The organism is Paenibacillus cucumis (ex Kampfer et al. 2016) (assembly GCF_019748695.1).
Taxonomy (GTDB): Bacteria; Bacillota; Bacilli; order Paenibacillales; family Paenibacillaceae; genus Paenibacillus; species Paenibacillus polysaccharolyticus.
The window spans coordinates 92,584-117,457 of the sequence record NZ_JACLIC010000039.1 but is presented as its reverse complement, the minus strand read 5'-3'; the positions used below and the strand labels follow the sequence as shown (position 1 = coordinate 117,457).

Sequence of the window (24,874 nt, the reverse complement as noted above, 5' to 3'; positions counted from 1 at the left end):
GGAAGAAGAATCATTTGGAGAACAGCCGATTAATAACAAGAAGATTAGCAACTAATTAGAAATTTTATCATGTTCCCTCCAAATAACGAAAGGCAGCTTATGCCACCTTTGTTTTTTATTAAATAGGGTTCGTAGCTAGCTAGTGTAGCCATGTGCTTTGGCCGCTCCGTCCCAAGCATTTCTTTTCTTCTGAATTATCGCAGTATCAACTAAGGATGGTACCTTGGCTTTAAGGTTTTTCCGGTATTGTCCTTTTGATCTTTCTCAGTAACTAATTGTACTCCATGAATGGATATTTCTCCATATTTATACTCTTCAGTAAGTGTTCGATTGTTATCAGTAGTATCTCATTCGGATGCCTAAATAGGAACAGCTAGAGATATAAGCATATGTTGATGACCTTTCAGAATGGGGCTAAAAAGCATACTGACTTCTAAATTATTCTCCTGCCTTGGGCCTATTTCATCACGCTGATCTCACCACACAGCATTAAGAACATCATCTACCTCTTTGATGCGATTAACGGATGGATTCTGAATCATATTACCTTTGACCATAACCATCGACATGTTGGATAAAGCTTCGATTTGTTCTAGCGGATTTTGATCCAGTACAATCAAGTCGGCCTGTTTGCCGATATCCAACGTACCCGTTATATCATCAATCCCGAGAATTTTGGCATTCGTATAGGTGACCATGTCGATGACCTTTTTAAGGGGTGCTGAACATGGATACGGTAAAACAGGCGGCGTATCATCTTCATTCGATGGAACAGGATCTGAACCGCAAGTTATTTGATGTCAGGCTGGAGAAGAGCATCTTGGCCCATCAAATGAGCCAGTCTACATAATCGATTGAACGAAAGGACAGTACAGGATCATTCCCAAGATGATCTTGCCCTGTCCTTTTTATCTTTTCACCCGCCCCAAACCACTTCCAAATAAGCATTGACTTTCCACACCAATCCCCCTAAACTTCAATTATTAAAACACTTTTAAAAACTTCCATCCAATACTTTCTCGAATATGCAATCACCCATATACATACAAACGAAAGGAGGCACACAACAAATAATGTTACCCACTTCCCACAACACCCAACAGGTCAAACGGATTAACGTTGAAATTGTAAAAAATACACTCCGGTCGATGGGTGTAGGCACGAAGGCTTCCATTGCAAACCTGACCAAACTCAGCGTGGCGACTTGCGGAACGATACTAAATGAATTACTCCAGACAGGGGAGATCATTGATCTCGGCCCGGATGAGTCCAGCGGGGGCAGACCGGCGAGTCGATATCAGTTTAATGCGGACTACGCAAATGTGCTGTGTCTGATTATTCGTACGGAAGGCGGCATCCACTCGATCACACATACATATGCCAACCTGAACGGAGAGATGGCGGACGAACAGACACTTGTTTTAGATGAGATTAATGTCACGGTGGTGGAGGAACTCATTGCTGGGCTGATCGAGCAGCATCACAATGTGCAGTCCATCGGAATCGGGATACCAGGGGTGGCGCACAATGGTGTGATCGGTATCTGTGACGTACCAGAGTTGGCTAATCAGCCGCTCGGTTTAAGACTCAAAGAGCAATACGAAGACATCGAAGTGGTCATTGGCAACGATATGAATCTGACGGTGTACGGACTGTACAATGAACAGCAATTTGAGCAAGAGAAGAACTTTGCGGTGGTGACGTTCCCTGAAAATCATTTTCCGGGAGCAGGTTTTATTATCGATGGTCGGCCAATCACCGGGAATACGCAATTTGGGGGAGAGGTGTCCTTTTTGCCATTTGGCGTGTCACGGGAAGAACAGCTGCGCATGTTGAAAACGACAGACGGATTGCAGGAACTCGTCGTACAGACGCTGGTCTCCATTATTGCCATCATCAACCCGGCGGCCATTGTGGTGACGGGCGATACGATGGACCCAGCGATGCGGGATGGCCTGATCCAAGGCTGCCGGGATCACCATATTCCACAGGAGCATATGCCTGAGCTAATGATTCGCCGCGACACCCGGCGCGAGTATGTTACTGGGCTGGTAGCTGTAACACTCGAAAGCCTGACCTACCGCATTCAGGTAGTTGAGAAGCAGTGGTAGGAACGACTTATTATGAAGTGAAGTTAAGCAAAATTTTTTACACGAGAGCGGAGAGGGCAGAGCCAATCTGGAGAACGCCTTTATCACTGTATTTTCACCTTTAGAAAGAAATTCAAAAAAACACAGGGATAACAGCGGGCGGAAGATGGCACTGCAATCGGAGGTAGAGCGTGTAACCATTTTTCTGGACACAATGGAGGAACTTATTTTGAATCAGCAAGCAAGTACACAAGGCAACAAACGAAAGTTTAACAAGCTGTACGCCATGCAGCTGGCTACGATCTTTCTTGGATTTATCGTATTTGGCATATCGGAAAATATTAAAGGCCCAGCCATTCCGCGTATTCAGTTCGACTTCAATCTGGATGAGAAACAGCTCGGCACGTTGTTGTCCCTGAACGCACTGGGATATTTGATCGCCTGCTCGTTCACAGCTATATTGGTTCGCAAATGGGGCATCAAGGCGGTCAGCATCATTTCATTTGCCTCGATGATTCTGTCGGGTGTGTTCATCTATGTATCCCATACGTATCCACTATTTGCGTCATCGTATTTCTTCATGTACATCGGTAACGGGATGCTGGAGATTGCGCTGGCGATTCTCGGGGCGCGGATTTTTGTGAAAAATACAGGCACGATGATGAACCTGTCCCATTTCTTCTATGGACTCAGTTCAACCGTGGCGCCATTGCTGGCGACAGGCGTGATGTCGCTGACGGTATTTGGGCACCTGCTGGACTGGCGCGGCATGTATCTGGTTATGCTGTCGCTGTGCCTGCTGCCGATCATTGCGGCACTACGCAGTAAATTTCCGGGGGATGATCTTGCCCACGAAGATCGAACCTCGCTCAAGACGCTAACACGTGATCCGGCGCTGTGGCTGATGGTGCTTATTCTTTCTTTTGGCGTGGTATCGGAACTGGCGGTCGGAGGTTGGCTTGTTAACTTCTTGGAGAAAGCCTACACGTGGGACACGGTCAAAGCCTCTGGTCTATTGTCGGCATTTTTCCTTACGTTCTCGCTGGGGCGTTTGCTGCTAGGGCCGTTGACGGATCGCATCGGGTTCGTACTTTCGTTGATCTTGTTCTCGGCTTTCTCGGCGGTATGTACGTTTGTGGCGCTTGCTGGTGGGGAGAGTCTTGCTATCTTTTTCGCGATCTCGGGCGCAGGCATTGCGATGATCTATCCCACAGTAATGGCCTTTATCGCCCGCAGATATCCGAACGGCAGTGATACGGCGATTACATTCACGGTTACACTCATGGGGGTTGGCAGTGTCATCGGGAACTATGTGATTGGCTGGGTCATTGAAGGTGTGAAAAACATGTACGGTGCCACAACTCAGCTGGGTCTGCTGCGCGGACTTCAGGCTGGGTATGGATTCATTGGTTTATGTGCGGTCATTTGTGCGGTATCTGGCGTGGTGCTGTATGTGTATTTGAAAAGAAAGCAAGAACTGATTTAGCAAAAGAAGAAAAGGGTACTTTTATACTCGCATTCTTTAAATCTTAATGGTCTGGTGAATACAAAAGAAGAGAGGGGAAATCCCCTCTCTTTTTTCTACAACTGGAACAGTTTTTGGATAAGGATCAGTATAACACCTACAGTTACACCAGTAAGAACTCCTATAACATACTGCGCCAGACTGCCTTGCTTGTGTTGCCTTCTCTCGCTACGCTTTTTCATACGTTACCTCCATCAAAGAAGGCACGCACTCAAACTAGGCAGAACACAATTTTCGTTTTCCACATTTTGTGTGGGCTTTTCATTTCTCTTATAGATTAACATCATTTTAAATACTTCATTATCAATCGTTTATTCACTCATAAAGAGTGCATTTTCTATCGTCCCTTTAAGAATTGATAAAAAAATTCCAAGTAGGGACTCCTCCTTGTTACTGCAATAGATAAGAATACTTGCCTAAAAATTTGGAATCAGTGGCCACTAATTCTTTTTTAGTCTATACGAAGAATTCAATACAAACAAGGAATTATTTTACACTAGTAGGAGATTGACTATTTCGTGACCAAGACGCAATTTTATTTCTAAAGATATCTTAAATACTAAAGTCTAATAAAATTTAAGTGCTTTATATAGAGAGGGTCTGTTTTCTTTTTTCAATAATAAAGAAAAACATAACAAAAGCCCCAACGATTCTTACAATCGCTGGGCTTTGAAATTATCTATCTCCAAAAATGATGAGTACCAAATCCACCTCACCTACCAATCACACTTCCCTTACTTCAACAAGCCTCTGCCTTGTCTAAGCTGGTCTTTTTTTCCAACGTTTCAACAGCATATACAGTCCAAAACCAATCAGGAAGATCATGCCTGCCGGGATGACATACGGTTTAACCACTTCACCGACGTTTTCCCATTGTGCTCCCAGTTTGTAACCGAGGTACACGTAGATGGATGTGATCGGAAGCATGGCGAGAAAGGTAAAGATGCTGAATTTGAAAACGTTCATCTTTGCCATACCGCAAGGGATGGAGATGACCGTTCGAATGCCGGGTACGAAGCGGCCATAGAAAGCGACCCCGCTGCCGTATTTTTCAAAAAATTTATCGGAAGCATCGACATGGTGGGGGCGAATGAGGAAGTATTTTCCGTATTTCTCCACCATCGGTCTGCCACCGTAGCGTCCGAGTGCATATAACGTTAATGGGCCAAATGTGCCGCCAACGGTTCCTGCCAGAATAGCCAACCATAGCTTCATATCCCCGAGATATACCCAATATCCCGCCATGGGCAGAACAAGTTCAGCGGGGACAAATTCAAACGATAGGGCAATAACAAGACCTGCATAGGACAAATCTTTAAAGAACAGTATGAATTGCGTGATCCACTCCGTCATGCTTTCCCTCCATGAATCTATCTATTTTTGATATAAGTAGACACTGCTCTCTTCAGAGTACCAAGGGCGAACAGCGCTTGTCAAAACTCACAGTCAAGGCAATTTATCCTTATCACCACCGTATATGTTAGCCTATACATAAGCCAAAGACAGCCCCTAGTTAGATACGAACAACCGCGGTCTAAGGTTTCTTATTTACTTATAATCGTTCTAGAGCCAATATGAATCTATGAGACGAAGACACTCTGAAAATGTTTCCAAATATAGTATGATAAGACTATCGCTAGATTTGCCACACAGGTCCTGGGTTAGTTTAGTAGCGATCAGACTAAGGCCGGTTAGTGTTCACGAAGACCATCCTATACATATAGAGAAGGAGAACCGAACATGAGTGTACAATCACAAATGATCATCGATCAGATTCGTATTGTTGAATACAACGCTTCTTATGCCGCCAGCTTGGCAGATATGTGGAACCAAAGTAATGAGAGCTGGGGAGGCGGCACGAGGCAGCGGACAGAGGAAACGATTCGTCAGGAGATGGAGAACTCCTCCAATCTGCATGTTTTTCTGGCGGTTCATGATGTAGAGGTCGTCGGTTTTTGCAGCTTTGCCCATTACCGTTTTGACGAGAATGCACTATATGTACCGCTGCTTAACGTACGCCCGGACTACCATGGGTACAAGATTGGTCGCAATCTGATCTTAAAGGCAGTGGAGAAAACGGTTGAGGCCGGATGGCCGCGTCTGGATCTGTTCACATGGCCGGGCAATACGAAGGCGGTGCCAATGTACAAGAAATGTGGTTTCTTTTGGGAGAAAAAAGATGATAGCGTACATCTCATGAACTTTATCCCGACCGTATTGCAGACCGAGGCGCTAGCACCTTACTTTGAAACATTAGACTGGTACGCTGACAGCACCCGTGAACTGGTGATCGAGCCGGATGGACGGCAGGAGCGTGGATTCGATTTTTTGGATTATACGTGGCAAAAAGAGGACCTCTCCCTGCGGGCATCTTTTGAAAAAACAGGCCGCGGCTTGGCCGCTCTCGAAACGCCGGATTACAGCATTCACACCGAAGTAGATCATCATGATCTGGTGTTTGGTTCGAGTTATCCCGTGCGTTATCATATCCAAAATAAATCCAACCTCGATCTTGAGTTCGAGATCAAAGGACAGGACGACAAAAATATCCGTTTTGCTATGGATGTTGTGCGAACGTTGCAACCAGACGAAACCATCACGGTAGAGGGGGAGTTTTACCTCGATCCGGTGACCGAAGAACAAAACAAGAATAAAACGCATCCGGTCATTAGCAGTACTTGGCTTATTGGCGGCAGGAAAGCTCAGTTCCGTATTGGCCTTCAACCTAAATTCCCTGCGAAGATTACACCAGTTCTCCCCGTGAAGGAACTATATCCGGGTATTCCGGCAGAGTTAATCCTGAACGTGGAAAACAATGTGGATGCGGAAACAGAATTTGTTATGGAACTGCCAGAAGAAGCATTTCTAGACTGGACAGAGCGCACACTGCGATTCACAGTACCTGCGAAGGGCAAACGCTCCGTGTCCGTTCCGTTTACACTGCATTCATATGGCATCTATGCACAGGATGTAGAGATTACCGCTGTTCCGGCGGGGGGATTGGAGATTTCTTTTAGAAGAAAACTCTCAGTGCTGATGAAGGGCATTGAAGGCAGGTATGGCGGTGAGGCGAATGGCCAGTGGATTGCAGTGAACGGTGCGTTCTCTCTCCATATGAACAAACATGATAATGTCATGTGGATCGAATATCCTGGGTCGCGTCACTCCTTCTGGTGGAATTATCCGAAGCTGGGGAAACCGTACTCGGAGGAGTTGTCCCTGAAAGAAGCCAAAGAAGTACGGATTGTTGCTGAAGGGAATCATCAGGTTATGGAAGCGGCCTATGAATTGGAAAATTTCCCGGGATTACTGCTGAAGACGGTTGCCAAACTGTCCGCTAACGGAATCGCTACGTTCTCCCATGAGGTTGTGAATACACGTGATACAGCATGGGAAGAAGAACTGTTCCTGATGGATCACTTCGGTTTCTTCGGCAATCGGCTCATTCTGCCCTATCAGGGTCGTTTTGTAGATATGGGGGATGATTATGCCGGGGATCCAAACCATTGGGATACGGGACAGATTACGGAGAACTGGCTATTTTGCAAGGAAGAGTACGGAGCGTGCGGCATCTATTGGGACCCTTCGCTGAAGCTGATCAAACCCGAATATACGCTGGCATTACAGCATGAGCTGGGACGTTTGGAGGCCGGGGCCTCGGTAGCCACGAAGGAAACGGTATTTGCGCTTAACACGTTTGCCAAGTGGACGGATTTCCGCGCATTCGCCCGTAAACAACCTAATGGAGTTATTCCGATGCTGGACAGTCATCTGGATGTGATGTTGAATGATGGCAATCCATTTGCTGCGGACGTACTACAGGCTGAATTGGTTGAGCGTAAGCTTGTTCAGCTTGCTGGTACGCTGGAGCTGTACGTACAGCAAGGTAAGGAACCCGAGATTAAAGCTCGTACGATCGAGTTCGATGCGACGGAGCAGTTGAACTCGGATAAGCTGGAGTTTTCGCCTGAGGAAACGGTAGTGGGAGCGCCGAAGGTAACGACAGCGGACCGCCTTGACCTGCAAGGGTCTGACACCCCCGACAGTACCAACCCATATGAGCAACTGAATATATGGAAAGTACGGGGCGTGTATCGTGGAGAAGATCGGATTCAGGAACGAATCTCTCTTTGGTTCCCGCAGACACGGTCTGAAGTGCTACAACGGATTGAAAAGGGAGTAGATGGTTCAGAGACGTTATATACCGTCAACAATGGTGTGTTATCTATTACGGCTGATCCGGCATTCGGGGGGATTGTACACTCTCTGAAAGTTCAAGGCGAGGAATGGCTAGACAGTTCATATCCTGAACCTGCCGCTCGTTCGTGGTGGAATCCGTGGTATGGCGGGATGGCTGTTGATATTCCAGGCATGAACGGCTTTAGCCGTCAATTGGAGCAAACGAGTCTATCGTGGTCGGAGCAGAAGGATCAATTCGGTAACGTGTGGAAAGGCTTGAAGGTGACCACTCGTATCGAGAAACATGAAGCGAACCGGGGAATGACCGTTCATCAGCATTATCTGATGCTGCCTGGCGTTCCCGTACTTTGCACCTTACTTGCGGTGACCAACAAGTCTGGTCTGACACGAGCAAATTATGCTCTTACAGAAGGTCGTTTCTTCAAACCTTCGGAAGTATATACAGAAGGCTGGATCGAGCAACCGGGTCAAGATCGTTTTCCGCTCGGCAAAGTAGACATTGGGCTTCCTTTGAAGCACATATTCCGAATAGGCTCCCTTTCACGTCAAAACATGCTACACGCGGTGAATCGTTACCCGAACCAGAATGCCTGGGCGTTTGCGAACAACCTGGTAACAGGACATAACGTAGCACATGAGCTTACGATACAAGATGGCGAAACCGTCTGGACAGAGCCGACCTATCTTGTTCTGGGGCCGATCTCGCTCAATACGGCAGATGTGCATGATTTGTTAAAACTGAACTTTGTAACATCAACAAGCGAAGAGGAGGCCACCGATGCCCATCATTGATATTCACATTCATCTATCCGATATCGACAGCTTTCACCGTACTGCGATTGATCTGTCCAAAGTAGACTACAGCGCGGCGGGTCTCAAGGCAGAATTTGATCGCAATGATGTTATTCTTGGCATTGGCATGGGGGTGAGCGAGCAAACGAAGGGGGCTTTCCCGGATTCCAGTTCGCCTAACCCGATGGGGCTGGATCTGGAAGAACAGGTTCCATCGTTTCTGATGGAATGTGTAGGCATTAACCCTAACCGACTGGACGGCAAACAAGCTCAAGACGAGCTGGACCGGATCGAAGCCAGATTGCAATCGCCCGAAGTTGCGGGAATCAAGCTGTACGCCGGATATTATCACCACTATGTGTATGACAAAATCTATACCCCGGTCTATGAGCTGGCTGCAAAATATAATCTGCCTGTGGTCATCCATACTGGAGACACCTACTCTATGAACGGGCTGCTCAAATATTCGCATCCGTTAACGGTGGACGAGCTTGCCTTGCAACAGCGCGGCGTAAACTTCATGATATGCCATCTCGGTGATCCCTGGGTGATGGATGCAGCTGAGGTGGTGGCGAAGAACCCTAACGTGTACGCAGATTTATCTGGGCTTGTGGTGGGGGATCGTCCTCACTTCGAACGCTTTATGAACGAACCGCTGTTTATGGATCATTTCCGCAGGGCTTTGGTCTACTCGGATCATTATGAGAAAATGCTTTTCGGCACCGACTGGCCGCTTGCACCTATTGATTTGTATGCTGAATTTGTTCGCAGACTTGTGCCAGAACAGCATCATGAGAAAGTGTTTTACGAGAACGCGTTTAGCTTGTTTCCACGTATTAGTGAGCGTATTACGAAGCCATAGGAACCCCCAAACAAGCTCTTGCCATTCTGCTGGCAGGAGCTTGTTTTTCTTTTCAATATGAGAGATCGCTACTCATTGAGTCGCCACCATTCATTCCAATTAGTAATAAATTTAGATCATTAAAATTTTTTTTGTGCAAATGCTCCATACACTGTCAGATTATTAGGTCCATGCCGATATTAAAATATCAAATATTATATGGGTTCATACAAAAAGAGGATGGATGGTGGAAGTATTTATGTTTTTTGCAAAAGCAGGACAGCGACTAAGGAATATGTCTTTTCGGGTCAAATTACCATTAATGATCAGTCTTCTCGTGTGTATCGTACTGACCGTAACGGCTGTGCTGTGTTATAAGGTAGCTGAAGGAATTACACAGAAAAAGAGTAAAGATGAGATTCATGCCAATTCGGATCGAATTGGAGCAGGGCTGTTCACCTCCCTGCAGTTATCCAAGCAAGCCGCATTTCTAATGACGAAACATAAGGATTTTGAACAATTGCTGGCGATTCGGAGTGCGAATCAAGAGCAGGAAGCCAGTACCTTTTTCGAGGAAAATCAGAGCTTAATTAGTGAATCCAATGATATATTAGCTCAAAGTTTAGAAGGTATTGAGGGCGCTGTTGTGCTCATGCTGATTGATAAGAATGGCACGGTAGTCGCAGCGAACGACCCTAAGGCCGTGGGCGGAGATCGGGCAGATCGGGCTTATTTTAAGGAAGCAATTCAAGACCGTCAGGTAATCAGTGAAGGCATCATTTCCAAAACGCTGGGTACACTTGGCACGGTTTTTGCATCTCCAATGTATGATGAAAACAAGCAAGTAAACGGAGTACTTATTGCCACGATATCTACGTCATTTTTTGTGAACCAATTGCAGAACGTCAAGATTAATGATGAAGGTAAAGTGATTGTTCTGGATCGGGTGGGTAAGGTGATGTATCACTCGGCAGATGCAGATATGGCAGGGAAACCGTTAGAAAGCGCGGAATACAAGTCTCTTGTGGATTTGGCTCCAAGTGATAAATTACAACAGGGCGAGGTAAGCACGGACGAGAAAGTGGTGTTTTATTCCAAAATTCCACAATCGGATTGGACGATTATAGTTGAGGATTCCTACGTAGACGTCAATCAACCTCTAACAAGCATGGCGAATAAAATGTATATTGTTCTATTCAGTTCCATAGCCTTCTCAATCATTGTGGGGATTCTACTCTCACGGGTGATGACAAAGCCGGTTACATCCATTACCGCACTGTTTAAACAGCTTGCCGGGGGAGACTTGACGGTACAGGCGAAGGAGAAATACAGTGGGGAGTTCGGCGAACTCGCGGATAGCTTTAACACGATGGCTGAAGGAAACAGACAACTGATTGCCAGTATGAACGCTTCTATTGGTGTTTTGAATAAAAGTACGGCGGAACTGGATCAGTCTGCACAGCAGACATCTACATCGATTACCGATACCACAGCCACTGCACTTGAAATATCCCGTGCAATGGAGTCGCAGGCTAACGATACAGAGGCGATCGTGGATCAATTCATGAACGTGGGTAGCAAAATTGTAAATGTAAACGAGATGTCCCAGTCTGTCATGGCTAAAGCGGATGAAATTACAGATGCATTCCGAGATAATCATGACGTGATCGACGCCCTTATCGCCGTTAATGATCGGAATGAAGCAGAGGTGCATAACATCTCCAAGATAACCGTTCAACTCGCAGAGAGTTCATCCGGTATTCAGCAGATCACAAGCACCATTGCCGAAATTGCGAATCAGACCAAACTGCTTGCGCTGAATGCGTCCATTGAAGCGGCACGGGCAGGAGAGCAGGGCCGTGGATTTGCCGTAGTAGCCTCCGAAATACGCAAGCTGGCAGAACAGACAACCGCGCAATCCGAAGATATTCATCGCATCGTTATGCAAACGATTGAACATGTGGAGCAGAATAACCAGAGTGTACAGGCCATCGAAGCGATTGCAGAGCAGCATAAGAGCAGCGTGATGCAAACCAAGGAAACCTTTAATTTTGCAACGCGAAATATGCAAAATATGATGAATCAGGTGCAGGCGATTGCCTCCGAGATTGAATCGATTGAACGGGATAAAGACGAAGTCCTTGGCGCTGCGCAGAACTTGTCTGCTTCGGGCGAGGAAGTGTCCGCATCCATTGAAGAAGTCACCGCCACCATGGAGGAGCAGTCCGGAATGACCGAGCATTTGGCGGAGCTGGTGCAGACCATCGATGCTTTGACCAAACAGCTGGCCGAGGAATCAGCACGATTCAAGACGAGCTAGCAAGGATTGAATGAAGTATACCCAATGATACAACTTCAAAGATTTCATTAAATAGATTAAACCTCCTATTCCAAATAGTGGATGGGGAGGTTTTTTATGTGTTGATGCTCGCACGGTAAAAATATTTATTATTGTTAAAGGGAGTATCTTTATTTTTTGCCTGGCTCTGATACCAGCGTGAAGTTATTAATGAACCCTTCTTTTTGCAGAAAAACAGTCTCTATCTCATCCGTTTTCATATCATAATAGTAAATACCTCTCTCGGTATCGCCATTCCCTTTTTCCCCAAGAAAATAAAATCCGTTACCGTCTTTGTCCAGAAATAATTCACTGCTGGCCTTGATCGGAAGATGAAGTTCCTTCCTTTGTCCTGTCTTCAGATCCACAAGACTATATCCGATGGGCATTTTATTAATGTGTTTTGCCGTTGCGATGAGAAGCTGGTTTCCTCTTGCGGATAAAGTGAGAATCTGTTCATCTTTGAGTTTGATGATTGCACGAGTTTGACTCGTTACGGGATCAATTTCGATAATGGTATGACTTGGTGGAACCATCGGTTTTTGGGTCTGATTTGATTTCTCCATCTGCTCATATTGTTCTTCCTCAGAGTATTGGATGGCGTATGCTTTTTCTGTTTCTGGATCATATGCGATGTCCCATGTGGTCGTATCTGAATCTTGCTCATTTAATATCGAGATTTTTTGTGTTGCTTTATCCAGAAACATGACCTTTACAGGGCGTTCTCCTTTTTGCACAGCAGCCATCATTAGTGTATTCTCAGTGACATCCGGGATTATTGCATTTATCGCAAATAAATTAGAACTTAATTGCTGCACTTGCTGTGTTCTCATATCATAAGCGAATAGCTCATCCCCTTTATTTTTGCCCTCACCCGAATAATACGTGGTGTCTTCTGCCAACGAAACTACGGTCAAGGGATATTGTGAGTTATATGGCAAGTCAGTCATTTTATTGAGAGCTTTGGACTCTAAGTCGTATGTATACACATTCATTTTCATTCCATCCGCGGAATCTGTCCCATTGACGTATTCGGTGTTCGTAATGGAAAGGTATTCGCGATTCTGTGCTTCGCCAGGCTTAATTGTTGGTGGAGGGGCTTTAGTGCTACTTTCACCGCTACTGCATCCTGAAATAAATATGAGTGAGATTATGAGTACGGGAATAGCTTGGTACAGGATATGGAAGTTTCTCATCGGTAGTCCTCTTTTCTTGAGTGTTACTGTGTTTAGGGCGCTTGTAAAATAAACGTTACAAGTCGTAGAAGGGTTTGGTTATCAATCAACATAATAATATAAAGAAATTGCTTGCTCTGGAATTTGGTTAATAAAGTAGATATACCAACAAAACCTCTCTTTCCGCAACATTGTGGGAGAGGGAGGTTCTGTTTCTAATCTTCATCCATGCAAAGTGATTATTTAATAGACCAATCCGTAGATTCAGACGTTACGTTAGCTACATCCCGCAGATCATGCACCTTTACGTTACTTCCGTAAATCATTGAATCACTGCTGAGACGGAAGGAAGGGAAGTTATTTTCGGATTGCAGACGTAAACAGGCTTCAAAGTGAATTTTTTGCTTTTTATTAATCACAAACGGAAGCGAACCTGCCTCAATAGGCACGTCATCACTGTCTCGTTCATTTAAGATCAGAAGTACCGCAATTCCATCAGAACTGCAACCATCAGTATCATAAAATAACTTGAAAAAGCCCGGCTGGTCGCCCAGTTGTTCAACCAGTCTTTCTTCTGCCTGCGGACTCACTTGAATGATCATGGCGTCGTCACACTCCTTTGTTTCCCAATGAATTCGCTTACAATTTAATATATGGACCATAATTGCCGATTAGAATGTAAAATAATATATAAGGAAAGGGGGAGAGGTAAGTTGAAAATACAGCAACTGAATCATGATCCCATTGAACATTATGCGTATTTGAATGCGATTCCTGGCGGCGAGGTCATTCAGGCTCAGCTTCCGATCTATCACGGTACATTAGATGGCTTGCCTAAAGGTATCGATGCACTGATTGTCACTTCGGATTTGCAGGGAATTGAACCTGTGATGGAGAAGGAATCTGATGCCGCTTCTGACACATGGGCTACGGATAAGCTTTTGGGTGAGATGTTGCCTGCCTATATTCGTCTGCTGATGGAGGTGGAGTGGCCTGAGCTCGATCCGCAGAAGACGGGTGTGCTGTTATGTGGAGATATGTATGCCCTGCGCGGGAAAAGGGGAGCGAGCGGCAATCCGGTTCCCGTCTGGCTTGCCTTCAGGGCAGCCTTCGGCTGGGTTGCCGGCGTCCACGGCAACCACGATATAACCGATGATGCAGACGCTCATCGGTTACACCACAGCGAGGGCATCCATTGCATGGATGGACCAGCTGCAATCATTAGCGCTGGCCACCCACCGGATGGCCTTGCGCCCCACGCCGCCAAGGCGCGTCAGCTACGCATCGCGGGCCTTGGCGGCATCATCGGCAGGCCTGACAAGCCGAACCGGCTGCCGGCAGAGCCGTACCTGCAATCCGTGCTCAAGTTGCTGAAGCAGCAACCGGATTGCTTGCTTTTGCACCAAAGCCCGGGCATCGCCGAGCTTGGGCTTAGGGGTGAACCGCTCATCCGGCAGGCCTTGGAGGCCGGGCCGGAGACGCTGGTGTTCAGCGGGCATACCCATTGGGATATGCCTTTGGTTCAACTGAGCAACGGCACACAAGTAGTGAATGCCGACAGCAAGCTGTTTATTTTCACACGCTAGGCATCTTGTAGAATGAAATGCATTTCATTCGTGATATCTTATCTGGTATGATAAGCAGGTAAATAGAGAAAAAAGGAAGGTTTCCCCCCTATGACATCGATCACCATATATGATATTGCGAAAGAAGCAAACGTATCTGTATCGACCGTCTCCCGGGTGTTGAATGATACGGCTCCGGTTCGTGCCAGCACGCGAGAGAAGATAATGTCGATTATCGAGAAACATCAGTTTCAACCGAACGCTCAGGCACGCAGCCTGATCAAGAAAGAGACGGGCACCATCGCCATCATTTTGCCGGATATCACCAACCCCTTTTTCCCTGAAGTGTTCTGGGGGGCAGAGAATGAAGCACGTGGACTCGGGTATACGTTCTTCTTATGTAACACAGCAGGGGACTCTAATCGTGAGTCTGAATATCTCTCTATTTTGCGTGAGAAACGGGTGGATGGCATTATCTTTCTCGGTGGACGTATCAATTTACAGGTCTGCCCTGATAACATGGCACAGGAATTGATGGATATGAGCAGGCATATGCCTATTGTGCTGGTCAATGGTAACATTGCCAAGAGCGGACTTCACCGGGTATACACAGACGAGGGAGCCGGTGCGGCTATGGCTGCAGAGCATCTACTTGAGCTGGGGCATCGGGAGATTGCTTTTGTCGGGGGAATGAAGGAGCTATCTACCACGATGGTCAAGGTGAAAGCGGTACAGAAGAAACTACGTGAACATGGGATTGAAATACCAAAAGAACGCCAGCTGTTAGGTGGTTTCTCGATTGACGACGGCAAGCGGGAGATGTCCAAACTTCTGCAGCAGGACAATCCGCCAACGGCAGTGATCTGTGTCAACGACAATAATGCGATTGGCGCGATTAAATCGACCATTGAGTATGGTTTGTCGATCCCGAAAGATATTTCGATCATCGGTTTTGATGATACACCGCTAGCGAGTGCCGTGATCCCTGAACTGACAACGATATCCCAGAATACGTATCAATTGGGCAAACAGGCCGTGGATATGTTACATGATCTGATCAATCAAGGCAAACCGAAGAAACAGAATGTATTGGAACCTAGGCTGATTATCCGCCAAAGTACAGGACCTGCCGCCCGGTAGTAGGTCTGCTTCTCCAAAAAAGAAAGCGTTGACATTTATTTGAAGCGTGAAATATAATGAGGGCGTAAATGAGACCCTTTTCATACTGTGGAACGGGTTTTAATTTTCAACTTAATGAAACCGATTTCATGAAATGGGTTTCAAAATGTACACAACACGAGCAACTTCACAAAATGAACTACATCAACTTAGAAGATCTATGGATCACGAAAGAAGGAGTCACGATGGCACATCATGAACAGCGTTTCAGGGGCAGACGAGGTTTGGTATTCGCAGGTACAGCTTTGCTGGCCTTGGTAGCGGTAGGAGGAATGGCTATCAATCATTATATGAATTCAACTCCCAAGGCACTTGTATTCCAGGAAGATCCGGTGCGTCTCAAGCTGGAGCAGTCGTATGATCATTTTGAAGGCTGGGGTACGTCGCTGGCTTGGTGGGCGAATGATCTCGGTGGCTGGAAGGATCAGGCGAAGGTGGATGAGGTTATGGATCTGATATTTGATCCGGCCAAGGGCTTGGGACTTAACATCGTTCGTTACAATATAGGCGGTGAAGAGAACCCGGAAATGAACGCGCTTCGTCCAGGTGGTGACGTTCCAGGTTTTCAGCCTGAGCCGGGCAAGTGGGATTGGGAAGCGGATGCGGGTCAGCGTTCCGTAATGCAGGGTGCGATCAAACGCGGAGTCAACATCACGGAGGCCTTCTCCAACTCACCACCGTATTGGATGACGATTAGTGGCTCGGTCACTGGTGCCGAGGATGGCGGTAATAATCTGCGTGAAGATCAGTATGATGCGTTCGCCGACTATTTGACGGAAGTGGTGAAGCATTATCGGGATACGTGGGGCATTACATTTCGCACCCTTGATCCGCTGAATGAACCTTCGGCTAACTGGTGGAAAAAGGGGAATCAGCAGGAGGGCAGTCATTTCAGTACTGAGAAACAGGCCGAGATTATTAAGAAAACGGCCGCTTCTCTCCAAAGCAAAGGACTGGATGGCACGGTAATCAGTGCTGCGGACGATAATAGCATCGATGAGACCGTATTTAATTTCAGCCTGTATGACCAGGATACGATCGATGCGGTGAAGCAGATGAATACCCATTCGTATAACGGCAGCAAAATGGAAGAACTGCGTGCTCTGGCTGATAAACTCGGCAAAAAGCTGTGGATGTCTGAATATGGCACCGGCGGTACCGAGCCGCATAACCATGAGGACATGACCTCGGTACAGGAGCTGGCAGACCGTATCATGTTTGATCTCAAAATCATGCAGCCTTCCGCCTGGGTATACTGGCAGGCTGTTGAAGACGAAGGAGCGAATAACAACTGGGGTTTCATTCATGCGAATTTTAACGGAGATGAACAATATGAGATGACCAAACAATATTATGGTATGGCCCAGTTCACGAAGTACATTCGTCCAGGCGCGGTTATTATTCCGACGGATGAAGGCAGAACACTTGCAGCTTATGATGCCAAGGCACAGCGGCTTGTACTGGTGATTCGGAATGAGTTGTCAGCGGAAAACAAAGCATTTGACCTGACCGGCTGGGATGTTGCCAAAACAGGCTCCGCCCAGGTGTACCAGACATCACCGGAGCTCAATATGCAGAAGCTGGAGGATATCCCGGTGTACACTAACGGCATTGAAGTGCCAACCGCAGATAACTCCATCACTACTGTCGTGCTTGAAGGTGTTTTGCCATCTGCAGAGTAATAGCGGAGAACGCACCGATCTGCAAGTTATTCTAACATCGGAGTGATCCGTGTAAATTCGCAGTTCAATAGAGAGCGTTCTTTATCTATAAAAATGAGAAGGAGGGGATCGCGTTGACAGAACCAACATCACTTTTGTTTCAAGAACAAGAGAATAACAAGCTCAGCAGCAAGAATGATGTTCATACGGAGCTGACATATGATGCGCGCAGCTTTTATCTAAACGGTGAACGTATCTTCCTGAACAGTGCGACCATTCATTATTTCCGTATGCCTAAGGAAGAATGGCGTGATGTCTTAATGAAGGCCAAGCTGGCAGGAATGAACTGCATTGATACCTATTTCGCATGGAACGTGCACGAACCGGAAGAGGGACAATGGTCCTTCGAAGGCGATAACGACTGCGGTGCATTTCTTGATCTGTGTGCAGAGCTAGGTATGTGGGTTATTGCACGACCGGGTCCGTTTATTTGCGCGGAATGGGATTTTGGTGGATTTCCGTACTGGTTGGGAACGAAAGAGAATGTAAAATTCCGTGAAAATAATGAAACGTACCTTCATTATGTGCAGCTCTACTTTGATCAGATCATCCCTGTTATTCGTAAGCGTCAATTGTCTGCCGGAGGTACGGTAATCCTCGTCCAGGTCGAAAACGAGTACGGTTATCTGATGGATGATGATGCGGCAAGCACACATATGACCACACTTAGAGATGGGATACTGGAACGAGGGATAGACGTCCCGCTGATTACATGTGTTGGCGGAGCGGAAGGAACGATTGAGGGAGCGAACTTCTGGTCTGGTGCGGATGGACATTATGCGAATTTACGTTCGAAACAGCCAGATACACCAAAGATTGTTACTGAATTCTGGACCGGCTGGTTTGAAAATTGGGGAGGACCTTCGGCAATCCAGAAGACGCCTTCTCTGCTGGACCGAAGAATCATGGAAATTCTGCGAGCCGGATATACGGGGATCAGTTATTACATGTTCTACGGGGGCACTAATTTCGGTGGATATGGTGGAAGAACGCTGGGTGACAGCGATATATTCATGATCACATCGTATGATTACGATGCTCCGCTGAGTGAATATGGACGCGTGACGCCGAAATATGCAGTGACGAAAAACCTGTCTTATTTTGTGCGTGCGTTTGGATCACTGCTGATGGAATCTGAGGAGATCGTAGCTGAAAAGATTCAGGTTCGGCATCCGGGCGGCATTTCCGTACGAGGGAGGCAGGCGGAGGAAGAAAAAATCTGGTTCGTGGAGAGTCACAAGGATGAACGTGAGACAGTGAGCGTTACGCTTGAGGAAGGCCGTACGTTGCCGATATCGATTCATCCGGGACAGATTGTTCCATTGCTGGATCGTGTGCAAATTGCTGAACAGGTGTACCTTACCGCAGGAGCTTTAATAACCGGTAAAGAGATGATTAATGGAGAACTGACGTTGTTCATCACAGCTGACCGTGGACAACGCTCGGTGGTTGAATTGGAACTGGGTGCAAAACAGGACGCGATGGCAGGAGGATTGATCCTGAAAGAAAGCACGATGCAAGTACTGATTGAACAGGATGCGGGGAGAAATGCATATCGTTTTGACCTATTCCATTTTCAGGAGCCGGGAATAATGCGTTTTGAAGCGAGTGGCATCGCCATTCGGTTCATCATTCTGGATCGTGACGCGATGAATCGCACATGGCGAATGGAATCTGCTGATGGCAAAAGCTTGCGTTATGCCATCGGTTTTGACGATGTGGATGTCACGGCGTCCGGGCAAGTGAAAGGCATGATCTCTGATCCCGAGCGTACAACGATGTTGCTGGGCGACTGGCAAGATGGCGAACAGACACGGACTGGACGTGAGTTTTTTACTCAAGAAGTGGAGACACAGCCTGAATCAGCATCTATTGCAGTTGAACATCAGCCTGCTTGGGTGATTCCTGCAGCGCCTCTGGCTCCGGTGTTGTGCAAATCTCCTGAGTTCTCCCGTGTTACATTAACGGCAAAGCAACGCTCTGCGAGCGGGCATCCTATCGATTTTTCCAAGTACGGTCAGGACTTTGGCTATCTGTTGTATGAATGCGATTTTGATAGTACGGTGGATGGAATGATGAATCTCGTGCTGCCTAACATACAAGATACCGCGAGAATTATCGTTAACGGTGCTGAGCAAGCGCTAGTGCGCCAGGTTGGTGCGGCGGCTGTTCCCATTCAGGTAACTCAGGGGCAGAATACGTTGCAAATGCTTGTACAGCATATGGGCCGACTAAACTTTTCTCCTTATCTTGGGGAACACAAGGGTGTGACAGGAGCGGTGTACCTTGGTGGGCAAGTACAGGATATTCGCCGCGATTGGCAGATGGAGTCAGAGACAGATACGAGTACAGGAACAGAAATAGGAACTATACATTTGGATGAAGTGAACTCCATTCGGGGAAGAACGGTGCTTCGTCAAAGTTTTACGCTGGATGGTATGGATCGGGCTGTACTTGTGGGTGCTCCGAGCAAAGGTTTGCGTATTAACGGCATTGAAATTCCGATGCCTGCTTATCAGGACTGGTTTGCGTTCCAGACGCTGGATATATCCGGCTACGTGAAGCCTGGCGTTGTAAATACGCTTGAGATGCCATATAGTCGGTCACCACTCAATCGACTTGAGCTGATTACTTATCTTCATGAGGGTGAGCTTCAGGATTGGCGAATGGCTGGTACGGATGCGTTACTTCCTGCGTCATGGGAGTCATGTAATCTCTCAGAGGATACACCAGGAGTGACTACACCGGGCGCTTCATACGGTCAGCCGGTATGGTATCGCTGGCGTTTTGCCAAACCTGTCACAGCCGGGCATCACAAAGTAAACTTGATGCTTCGCTTGACGGGCATGAGCAAAGGAACGATTCATGTCAACGGACACCATTTGGGCCGATACTGGCAGATTGGGCCGCAGGAGGACTACAAAATTCCTGTTGCGTGGCTGAGGGAAGAGAATGAACTGCTCATTTTTGACGAGGAAGGCAGAACACCCGAACGGGTAAGATTGCTGCTGGATGAGATGTCACGATATCCGTGGAGTACAGTGGGACAATAGAAATAGCAACTAAAAATAGCATGTAAAATAGAAGGGAAATACAGAATTTAAAATAGAATTGAAAATAGAAGTAAGAATATAAGTAAGAATAGAACTAGAAATTAGAAATCTTTTAAGAGCCATGCATCTAAGATGTATGCAATAGAGCAAGTATAAATAATATTGGATAACGATAGCCCTAGGTGTTAGCAATAGCCTTAGACTGTAGGAAATTGCCCCTCATTCTTATATATAAATCTAAATCATAGGAGAATTTGGTATAGATAGCGACTCTTGGTTCAAACTGATTTATATGAGAATGAGGGGGGTTAAGCGAATTCATAAAGAAAGAAAAGTAGCAGTGCTTCATCTCTATGTTCAAGAGAGGGAGACAAAGATTATATTTTGTAAGCGTATACATAAAGCGTGTATTCCTGTAAAGGGGGTGATGTTTCATGTAAATGGGACGGGAGCAGACACCGTAAGGTACTTCTTGGCAAAGGAAGTATGTTCAAGCACACACTTCGTTCAGTCAGAAGGTATTCCAATATGATTCTTATGCAGGATAAGGAGCTGGGTTCATGTTAACCAAAAGGAAACGCAGGGCACAGCGATGGGGCAAACATAGAGCTGTACTCCTACTCACGTTAGGATTGTTGATGATATTCACGATCACATTCCCAATTACGGTGAAAGCAACAACCAGTGTGTATACGATGACGGCTTTTACGAACACAAGCGAGTCCAACATGTATATCTATGAGTCATATAACGCGAAACACTACGGACTGCTGAAAGGTCCAGCATATACCCCACCTGCGGCGGACTTAATTCGCGATCCCAGCATCATGAAACACACCGATGGTTTGTATTATGTGGTGTACACCACCAACTGGTCAGGCAATACGGTTGGCATCGCGTCCAGCCCGGACAAGATGAATTGGACGTTTGTCCGCAATATTACGTTGTCTACTACAACCCCGATTGCCCATACCTGGGCACCGGAATGGTTCAAAGACACGAATGGTAGTGTGAACATCATCGTCTCTCTCTCTCCTGGCAACTATGAGAACTTCAAGCCACATGTCATCACCGCATCAGGAAACAATCTGGCATCCACAACGTGGTCTGCACCTGCGGTGCTTACAGGTCTTGCTTCCAACTATATTGACACTTTTGTAGTAAAGACAGGTTCAACCTATCACGCGTTTACGAAGAACGAAACGACTAAATACATTGAATATGCCACGTCCAACTCGCTGAAAGGGCCATACACGTTTAAAGGCACAGGTAATTGGGCGGGCTGGGGTTCCTGGGTAGAAGGACCGGCGTTGATCCAACTCGATAATGGTTCTTGGCGAATTTATTTTGATGGGTATGCAGATCACAAATATTATTACAGCGACTCGGCGGACAACTTTCAGAGTTGGAGTGGCAAACAGGAAATCGCGGGTCTGTCCGGCATGGTACGCCATATGACCGTACTGAAAGAATCCGGTCAGCCGGGTGATATTCGCAAGCTTGAATCGTTTAACGTACCAGGCAGTTTCATTCGTCACTATAACTATCAAGCTCGGATTGATGCCAGCGTGAGTCCAGCAGAGGATGCGCAGTTTCGGATCATTCCTGGTTTGGCGAATGCGATGGGCATCTCGTTTGAAGCGATGAATTATCCTGGTTATTTCCTGCGCAATAATAATGGCAATGTTGTGCTGGTGAAAAATGACGGAACTGCTGCGTTCCGCAATGATGCAACGTTCAAACGGGTTAACGGGCTGGCGAATACAAACTGGTCTTCGTATAGCTTATTTAACAATCCGAATCTGTATCTGAGACATTACGATCAAGTGTTACGTTTGCAACCTGTTGTCACGGCTCTGGATAAATCCGATGCAACTTTCCGGGAGATCACTCCATAGCTATTGGCAAGTGTCAAGAATTAGCAGACGATTTCGATTTTAATAGTCAGGATGGTACCCGAATGTTTTTACCCAATGACTTATCTAAAAAATGTATAAGGAGTGAAGTGGATGAAGTGGTTGAAACGAATGAGTGCGGTGCTATTAAGTGGCACACTGCTGGTTGGAAGCTTGGGTTCAGGGTCCGAAGTATCGGCTGCTGGAGCTTATACGGCTGTGGCTGATCCATCGAAACAATATCAGACAGTGGAAGGTTGGGGAACATCGCTGGCTTGGTGGGGAAAGGTCGTTGGTGAATATTCAAATCGGGATGAATATGTGGAGAAAATGTTTAATCCTGCGACAGGAATTGGCATGAACATTCTGAGATATAACATCGGAGGCGGGGATGACCCTTCATCCAATGTCCTTGAATACCGTAAAGCGGTTCCTGGTTTTCAACCTTCTCCAGGTGTGTACGATTGGACTGCCGACGCTAATCAGCGTTACATGTTACAAGCTGCCAAGGCACAGGGAGTCAACATCATTGAAGCTTTTGCTAACTCGGCACCTTACTGGATGACGATCAGTGGCGGTGTCTCGGGAGCGCCGAATGGCGGTAATAACCTCAAGCCGGATTATTATGATGATTTTGCTGATTATTTGACGGAGGTTGTGAAGCATTTCCGGGATCATTGGGGCATTACATTTGATACGGTGACCCCACTGAATGAACCAATCTCGAATTGGTGGAAGCAAGGGAATGATCAGGAGGGCATGCACTTCGGCCTTGCTGAGCAGAATGCGATTCTAAGTCAGGTTCAGGCATCTTTGATTGCCAAAGGACTAACCACCAAGCTAAGTGCACCGGAAGAAAACAATCTGGATGATACCAACACTTCCTATAAAAGCTACAGCACTGCCGTTCAATCAGCGATCAGCCAGATTAACACACATACGTATAATGGTAGCAACCGGACAGCAATGCGTAATACGGCAGCATCTGCGGGCAAACATTTATGGACATCCGAATACGGAGATGGAGATGCAAGTGGTCTTACCATGTCACGTATCATTCTGAAGGATATGCGTAACATGGGAGCTACGGCTTGGGTGTACTGGCAGGCCGTAGATAGTGCGGAAGGCTGGGGATTTTTCAAAAACGTGCTGAACAATACAAAAACGACCAGTTATACGGTTAATCAGAAATACTACGTTATGGGGAATTACAGCAAATTTATTCGTCCAGGTTACAAGATCATTGGCATGAGTGATGCGAATACCCTTGCGGCGTATGATGCGGCATCCGGCAAAGTGGTACTCGTTACGACAAACTCGGAATCCACCGATACTTCGGTAACCTATGATTTGAGTCGGTTCTCAAGTGTAGGTTCGTCCGTACAAGTGTACCGCACTTCGGCAACGGAGAAATTACAACAATTGACGAACATATCGGTTCAAAATAAAAAGTTTACAACGACGTCTAAAGCGAATTCGGTAACTACTTATGTGATCTCTGGCGCAGCCTACAGTGGCAGCACAGGGTATGAAGCAGGGGCTATTTACAAGCTTGTTAACCGTAACAGCGGCCTTGTACTGGATGTGAATGGTGCTTCCTCAGCCGGAGGCGCGACCATTATTCAATGGAGTGATAACGGAGCAGCCAATCAGCAATGGAAGCTGGAGCCGGCAGGCAACGGATATTACACCATCCGGAACGTTGGCAGCGGATTGTTGCTTGATGTCAATTCCGGTTCCACACAGGGCGGAGCATCGCTAATTCAGTGGCAGGCTAACGGAGGGTATAACCAGCAGTGGCTGCCGATTGATGTAGGCGGATATATTGTTTTGGCTAATCGTAACAGCGGCCTTACTGTCGATATTAATCAAGGATCGATGAGTGCGGGTGCTTCTACGATTCAATGGGAGGATAACGGCGGAGCGAATCAACAATGGAGTCTGGTTAAGGTGAACTAGAGTACAATCTCTTCGGTAGTGGCATGATGCACGAGGAACAGCTTGCTTATAGCAGGCTGTTTTTCATTTGAGAGGATCTACTGGCTTAGCAATTCGGGATTGCAACAAAATGAATCTCCCTTACGTTACAAAGGATATACCATTTTTACTGGGGGGATACAAATGAAGCATAAATTCATATTAAGTAAGATGCCAGTTATGTTAGTAACAACTATGTTAGTAACGACCCTTATTCTCATCGGATGTGAGACTGAAGGTGACCGTGAAGTCATGACTACCGGTGATGCAGGGATTTCAAATGAATCTGTCCAACAAAAAGTACATGAGGAACCCAATTTCGAAGCTATGGTTCTGGAGAAAAATGAATCAACGATAACCGTATCACCTACTAAAAGTACGGAACAACAATACATATTGGGAACGACAGGAGTAGATTATAGTGCTCAGGTTGGTGACGTAGTGCGGGTATGGACAACAGGTCAGTATGAGGATAGTTACCCTAGTCGAGGGGTAGCTACCAAAATAGATCAGGTGAAATGAA

The 24,874-nt window shown here is 46.5% G+C and carries 18 protein-coding genes; 13 read left to right on the top strand and 5 right to left on the bottom strand.

Annotated features, from left to right (window positions below):
- Positions 1–476 precede the first annotated feature (476 nt).
- Complete coding sequence (locus H7T88_RS22085; RefSeq protein WP_221790328.1) at positions 477–698, bottom strand: amidohydrolase family protein; 222 nt, start codon at positions 696–698, stop codon at positions 477–479.
- A gap of 29 nt (positions 699–727) precedes the next feature.
- On the opposite strand from H7T88_RS22085, the gene H7T88_RS28880 reads away from it, so the two are divergent.
- The 3 genes from H7T88_RS28880 (at position 728) to H7T88_RS22075 (ending at position 3,576) form a co-directional block, all read left to right on the top strand.
- Entirely contained in the window at positions 728–850 is a 123-nt protein-coding gene (locus H7T88_RS28880) for a hypothetical protein (protein WP_260511070.1), read from the top strand.
- A gap of 223 nt (positions 851–1,073) precedes the next feature.
- Positions 1,074–2,111 carry an ROK family protein gene (locus H7T88_RS22080; RefSeq protein WP_221790327.1) on the top strand — a complete coding sequence of 346 codons (1,038 nt, stop codon included), beginning with the start codon at positions 1,074–1,076 and terminating at the stop codon, positions 2,109–2,111.
- 265 nt (positions 2,112–2,376) lie between these two features.
- Positions 2,377–3,576 carry an MFS transporter gene (locus H7T88_RS22075; RefSeq protein WP_221790420.1) on the top strand — a complete coding sequence of 400 codons (1,200 nt, stop codon included), beginning with the start codon at positions 2,377–2,379 and terminating at the stop codon, positions 3,574–3,576.
- Positions 3,577–3,671: 95 nt separating this feature from the next.
- Here the strand turns inward: H7T88_RS22075 and H7T88_RS28875 are convergent, their stop codons facing one another.
- Positions 3,672–3,797, bottom strand: coding sequence for a hypothetical protein (locus H7T88_RS28875; protein WP_260511069.1), 126 nt, complete (start codon positions 3,795–3,797; stop codon positions 3,672–3,674).
- A 577-nt stretch (positions 3,798–4,374) separates the two neighbouring features.
- Positions 4,375–4,968 (bottom strand): DedA family protein, encoded by a 594-nt coding sequence (locus tag H7T88_RS22070; protein ID WP_221790326.1) that lies wholly within the window; start codon positions 4,966–4,968, stop codon positions 4,375–4,377.
- A 387-nt stretch (positions 4,969–5,355) separates the two neighbouring features.
- Here H7T88_RS22070 and H7T88_RS22065 point away from each other — a divergent pair, with 387 nt between their 5' ends.
- From H7T88_RS22065 to H7T88_RS22055, 3 genes are all read left to right on the top strand, one after another.
- Positions 5,356–8,607, top strand: a complete 3,252-nt coding sequence (locus H7T88_RS22065) for a GNAT family N-acetyltransferase (protein ID WP_221790325.1) — start codon at positions 5,356–5,358, stop codon at positions 8,605–8,607.
- Entirely contained in the window at positions 8,594–9,469 is an 876-nt protein-coding gene (locus H7T88_RS22060; RefSeq protein WP_221790324.1) for an amidohydrolase family protein, read from the top strand. Before H7T88_RS22065 ends, H7T88_RS22060 begins: the two co-directional genes overlap by 14 nt.
- 238 nt (positions 9,470–9,707) lie before the next feature.
- Complete coding sequence (locus H7T88_RS22055; protein WP_221790323.1) at positions 9,708–11,768, top strand: methyl-accepting chemotaxis protein; 2,061 nt, start codon at positions 9,708–9,710, stop codon at positions 11,766–11,768.
- 149 nt (positions 11,769–11,917) lie between these two features.
- Here the strand turns inward: H7T88_RS22055 and H7T88_RS28870 are convergent, their stop codons facing one another.
- A complete protein-coding gene (locus tag H7T88_RS28870; protein ID WP_260511068.1) occupies positions 11,918–12,982 on the bottom strand; it encodes a hypothetical protein in 1,065 nt (354 codons plus the stop codon).
- A 218-nt stretch (positions 12,983–13,200) separates the two neighbouring features.
- Positions 13,201–13,563 (bottom strand): iron-sulfur cluster biosynthesis family protein, encoded by a 363-nt coding sequence (locus H7T88_RS22045; RefSeq protein WP_221790322.1) that lies wholly within the window; start codon positions 13,561–13,563, stop codon positions 13,201–13,203.
- Between the two features lie 51 nt (positions 13,564–13,614).
- Here H7T88_RS22045 and H7T88_RS22040 point away from each other — a divergent pair, with 51 nt between their 5' ends.
- The 7 genes from H7T88_RS22040 (at position 13,615) to H7T88_RS22010 (ending at position 24,873) form a co-directional block, all read left to right on the top strand.
- A complete protein-coding gene (locus H7T88_RS22040; protein WP_221790319.1) occupies positions 13,615–14,547 on the top strand; it encodes a metallophosphoesterase family protein in 933 nt (310 codons plus the stop codon).
- Between the two features lie 90 nt (positions 14,548–14,637).
- Positions 14,638–15,666, top strand: coding sequence for a LacI family DNA-binding transcriptional regulator (locus H7T88_RS22035; RefSeq protein WP_090915238.1), 1,029 nt, complete (start codon positions 14,638–14,640; stop codon positions 15,664–15,666).
- 224 nt (positions 15,667–15,890) lie between these two features.
- A complete protein-coding gene (locus tag H7T88_RS22030) occupies positions 15,891–17,387 on the top strand; it encodes a glycoside hydrolase family 30 protein (RefSeq protein ID WP_221790317.1) in 1,497 nt (498 codons plus the stop codon).
- A gap of 113 nt (positions 17,388–17,500) precedes the next feature.
- Positions 17,501–20,479, top strand: coding sequence for a beta-galactosidase (locus H7T88_RS22025; RefSeq protein WP_221790315.1), 2,979 nt, complete (start codon positions 17,501–17,503; stop codon positions 20,477–20,479).
- 560 nt (positions 20,480–21,039) lie between these two features.
- Positions 21,040–22,377, top strand: coding sequence for a glycoside hydrolase family 43 protein (locus H7T88_RS22020; RefSeq protein WP_154983310.1), 1,338 nt, complete (start codon positions 21,040–21,042; stop codon positions 22,375–22,377).
- 111 nt (positions 22,378–22,488) lie between these two features.
- Positions 22,489–24,333, top strand: a complete 1,845-nt coding sequence (locus H7T88_RS22015) for a glycoside hydrolase (RefSeq protein ID WP_154983309.1) — start codon at positions 22,489–22,491, stop codon at positions 24,331–24,333.
- A 198-nt stretch (positions 24,334–24,531) separates the two neighbouring features.
- Positions 24,532–24,873, top strand: coding sequence for a DUF3221 domain-containing protein (locus H7T88_RS22010; RefSeq protein ID WP_186812234.1), 342 nt, complete (start codon positions 24,532–24,534; stop codon positions 24,871–24,873).
- Position 24,874 lies beyond the last annotated feature (1 nt).

Coding starts and splice junctions, on each gene's coding strand:
- H7T88_RS22030 (WP_221790317.1), top strand. CDS start 15,891: ATGGCACATCATGAACAGCGTTTCAGGGGCAGACGAGGTTTGGTATTC.
- H7T88_RS22020 (WP_154983310.1), top strand. CDS start 21,040: ATGTTAACCAAAAGGAAACGCAGGGCACAGCGATGGGGCAAACATAGA.
- H7T88_RS28880 (WP_260511070.1), top strand. CDS start 728: ATGGATACGGTAAAACAGGCGGCGTATCATCTTCATTCGATGGAACAG.
- H7T88_RS22080 (WP_221790327.1), top strand. CDS start 1,074: ATGTTACCCACTTCCCACAACACCCAACAGGTCAAACGGATTAACGTT.
- H7T88_RS28875 (WP_260511069.1), bottom strand. CDS start 3,797: ATGAAAAAGCGTAGCGAGAGAAGGCAACACAAGCAAGGCAGTCTGGCG.
- H7T88_RS22015 (WP_154983309.1), top strand. CDS start 22,489: ATGAAGTGGTTGAAACGAATGAGTGCGGTGCTATTAAGTGGCACACTG.
- H7T88_RS22055 (WP_221790323.1), top strand. CDS start 9,708: ATGTTTTTTGCAAAAGCAGGACAGCGACTAAGGAATATGTCTTTTCGG.
- H7T88_RS22010 (WP_186812234.1), top strand. CDS start 24,532: ATGTTAGTAACAACTATGTTAGTAACGACCCTTATTCTCATCGGATGT.
- H7T88_RS22035 (WP_090915238.1), top strand. CDS start 14,638: ATGACATCGATCACCATATATGATATTGCGAAAGAAGCAAACGTATCT.
- H7T88_RS22075 (WP_221790420.1), top strand. CDS start 2,377: ATGCAGCTGGCTACGATCTTTCTTGGATTTATCGTATTTGGCATATCG.
- H7T88_RS22085 (WP_221790328.1), bottom strand. CDS start 698: ATGGTCACCTATACGAATGCCAAAATTCTCGGGATTGATGATATAACG.
- H7T88_RS22070 (WP_221790326.1), bottom strand. CDS start 4,968: ATGACGGAGTGGATCACGCAATTCATACTGTTCTTTAAAGATTTGTCC.
- H7T88_RS22045 (WP_221790322.1), bottom strand. CDS start 13,563: ATGATCATTCAAGTGAGTCCGCAGGCAGAAGAAAGACTGGTTGAACAA.
- H7T88_RS22060 (WP_221790324.1), top strand. CDS start 8,594: ATGCCCATCATTGATATTCACATTCATCTATCCGATATCGACAGCTTT.
- H7T88_RS22040 (WP_221790319.1), top strand. CDS start 13,615: ATGGACCATAATTGCCGATTAGAATGTAAAATAATATATAAGGAAAGG.
- H7T88_RS22065 (WP_221790325.1), top strand. CDS start 5,356: ATGAGTGTACAATCACAAATGATCATCGATCAGATTCGTATTGTTGAA.
- H7T88_RS28870 (WP_260511068.1), bottom strand. CDS start 12,982: ATGAGAAACTTCCATATCCTGTACCAAGCTATTCCCGTACTCATAATC.